General features: G+C 65.1%; 5 protein-coding genes and 1 riboswitch. Of the genes, 2 read left to right on the plus strand and 3 right to left on the minus strand.

Going from position 1 to position 2,821, the window contains the following annotated elements:
• The 3 genes from WCB02_RS29600 to WCB02_RS29610 all read right to left on the minus strand — a co-directional run.
• Positions 1-278, minus strand: a 278-nt coding sequence (locus tag WCB02_RS29600; protein WP_423963464.1) for a hypothetical protein, incomplete at its 3' end; no start/stop codon positions are given.
• Positions 278-1,342 (minus strand): cobalamin biosynthesis protein CobW, encoded by a 1,065-nt coding sequence (gene cobW, locus WCB02_RS29605; RefSeq protein WP_423963467.1) that lies wholly within the window; start codon positions 1,340-1,342, stop codon positions 278-280. The genes cobW and WCB02_RS29600, both read right to left, overlap by 1 nt.
• Positions 1,339-1,713 carry a DUF1636 family protein gene (locus WCB02_RS29610; protein ID WP_423963470.1) on the minus strand — a complete coding sequence of 125 codons (375 nt, stop codon included), beginning with the start codon at positions 1,711-1,713 and terminating at the stop codon, positions 1,339-1,341. Before WCB02_RS29610 ends, cobW begins: the two co-directional genes overlap by 4 nt.
• A 96-nt stretch (positions 1,714-1,809) precedes the next feature.
• Positions 1,810-2,028: riboswitch (cobalamin riboswitch) on the minus strand.
• A gap of 40 nt (positions 2,029-2,068) precedes the next feature.
• On the opposite strand from WCB02_RS29610, the gene cobO reads away from it, so the two are divergent.
• Both cobO and WCB02_RS29620 read left to right on the plus strand, forming a co-directional pair.
• A complete protein-coding gene (gene cobO, locus WCB02_RS29615) occupies positions 2,069-2,692 on the plus strand; it encodes a cob(I)yrinic acid a,c-diamide adenosyltransferase (RefSeq protein ID WP_423963472.1) in 624 nt (207 codons plus the stop codon).
• Between the two features lie 3 nt (positions 2,693-2,695).
• Positions 2,696-2,821 (plus strand): hypothetical protein (locus WCB02_RS29620; RefSeq protein ID WP_423963474.1); only part of this gene is annotated, 126 nt, incomplete at its 3' end.

Genomic DNA, 2,821 nt, shown 5'->3' on the forward strand with positions numbered 1-2,821 from the left:
CAATAGGATTCGCCGCCGATCAGCCGCACCATGATGCCGTGCGCGTGGGCGAGCGTGCGTTCCAGGTAAGTGTCGACCGACAGCGGATGGCGCAGCGACGCCAGATTGGCGAGCCGCAGCGACGGCAGGCTGGCGCGACCGCGCCGCCATCCAGCCGCGAACGCGGCGAGATCGCTATCGGAGAACGACAGCACCACGAGATCGGCGGGATCCTGCGCCAGGTCGACCGGTGTCGCGGTCTCCTCCAGGCCATGACTCTCGCGAAAGACGACGTGCATCAGACGACCAGTCCTGAAATATCAAGCCCCGAGATATCAAGTGCTGCCCTGATCGCAGCCTCGTCGATGTCGCCGCGCTCGCCGATCACGACCAGTTTCGATCGGCGCGGCGCGCTGCCCCACGGCCGGTCGAACTGATGCCGCACGCGCTCGCCGACCGACTGCACCAGCAGCCGCATCGGTTTTCCTGCGACCGCGAGATATCCCTTGGCGCGCAGCACGTTCTGTTCGCGGGCCAGCCGGCCGATCGCGCGAACCAGGGCCTCGATGTCGGTCACTTCGGGAAGCTCGACCACCACGGAGGCAAAATCGTCATGTTCGTGGTCGTCGTCACTGTCGTGATGCGAGGGGCGCGCGTCGAGATCATCCTCGGCGACCGCGTTGAGGCCGAGGATCAGCTGCGGATCGATGGCGCCGTCGGTGACCGCGAGCATCGGAACGACACGTGGCGTCTCGGCCATGATGGCGCGCTTCGCCGCCGCAAGCCCGGCCTCGCCGGCAAGGTCCGCCTTGGTCAAGAGCACGATGTCGGCACAGCAGATCTGATCCTCGAACACCTCCGACAGCGGCGTTTCGTGATCCAGGCTCTGGTCGGCAGCGCGTTGCGCCTCGACGGCCAAAGGGTTCGGCGCAAAACGGCCGTTGGCGACGGCTTCGGCGTCCGCCAGCGCAATGACGCCGTCGACCGTGATGCGCGAGCGGATCTCGGGCCAGTCGAACGCCTTCAACAGCGGTTTTGGCAGCGCAAGCCCGGAGGTCTCGATCAGGATGTGATCCGGCCGCACCTTGCGTGCGAGCAGGTTTTCGATGGTCGGGATGAAATCGTCGGCCACGGTGCAGCAGATACAGCCATTGGCGAGTTCGACGATGTTCTCCTCCGGGCAATTGGCATCCGCGCAGGCTTTGAGGATGTCGCCGTCGACGCCCTCGCTGCCGAACTCGTTGACCAGCACGGCGAGCTTTCTGCCGTTGGCATTGGTCATGAGGTGGCGGATCAGCGTGGTCTTGCCGGATCCGAGAAAGCCGGTGATCACGGTCACGGGAATCTTGGCGAGCGAACTCATTCGGCGGCCTCCGGCAGCAGGTTGATCGGGGGAATACGCGCCAGCGATTGCTTGCGGAAGATGTCCGGCCGCGCGCGCCACGGCACCAGGCCATCCGGCGCTGCCGCATAGGCGGCGGCACCCGCGACCACGTCTTTGGCGTTCGCTTCCGACAATCGTCCGTAGACATAAGACCACCGCCCGGGGGCGCTGAGCGCAACCGAGCAGCCCTGGCTGCAGGCGGACAGGCACTCGATGGGCACGAGGTTCACGTCGGGCGGCACGCCCACTTCGAGAATCGCATCGCGCAGCCGCGCGCCAGGCGTCGGCTCGCCTTCCACGATCGTCTGGCCGGCGCGGCAGGTGATACAGACATGAAGCGTTGCGGCCATCGACCCCTCAAACGTTTCGGCGGGAGGTGATGAGGCGGACGAACCTGCGCGGCGCACGGGTTCGCTCCCCGTCGCGGAAAACACCCCGTCCGCCGGTCAAAATCCACTGTGCTGGCAGGTCTCCCGGCTTGCGGAGCAGGATTTCTCCTCCGATCCCCGCCTTCCCGACCTCTCGGTCAGTGGCGAGTGGGGATCTCTCCGGTCACGGTCGCGGGGGCGGCTGCTTTTCGGGCTCGATCCTTTTTCGGGGCTTCGAGCCTATCGCATTCCCTCTTCGCCTGTCATAGGACAGGAACCAACACTGGGCCACCATTTGCCCAAGCTTGGGACTTGTCAAGCCGAAGGAGTGTCTTGAATGGTTCCCGAACACGATGTCGCCGATGAAGTCCGGCACACCGCGAAGATGGCCAGGAAGAAGGCCGCGCGCGACCGGCTGATGGCGGAGAAGAGCGGCGAGAAGGGCCTGATCATCGTCCATACCGGTGCGGGCAAGGGCAAATCCTCCTCCGCGTTCGGCATGATCATGCGCTGCGTCGCGCATGGTTTTCCCTGCGCGGTGGTGCAGTTCATCAAGGGCGCCTGGGATACCGGCGAGCGGCGGCTGCTGACGACCCATTTCGGCGAGCTCTGCCAGTTCTACGCCATGGGCGAAGGTTTTACCTGGGAAACCCAGGACCGCGCCCGCGACATCGCGGCCGCGCAGGCCGGCTGGGAGAAAGCCAAGCAGTTGATCGGCGATTCCAGCCTGCGCATGGTGGTGCTCGACGAGATCAACATCGCGCTGCGCTACGATTATCTTGATATCAACGAGGTGGTCGCGTTCCTGCAAACTTCGAAGCCGCCGCTGACCCATGTCGTGCTCACCGGCCGCAACGCCAAGCAGGAATTGATCGACATCGCCGACCTCGTCACCGAGATGACGCTGGTCAAGCATCATTTCGCCGCCGGCGTGAAGGCGCAGCCTGGTATCGAGTTCTAAAACATGCCGGCCCGCGCGCTGATGTTCCAGGGCACCGGCTCGGACGTGGGCAAGTCGCTCATCGTTGCCGGGCTTGCCCGCGCGCTAACGCTGCGCGGCTTGAAGGTCCGGCCGTTCAAGCCGCAGAAC

This window comes from Bradyrhizobium sp., assembly GCF_049581145.1.
GTDB lineage: Bacteria > Pseudomonadota > Alphaproteobacteria > Rhizobiales > Xanthobacteraceae > Bradyrhizobium.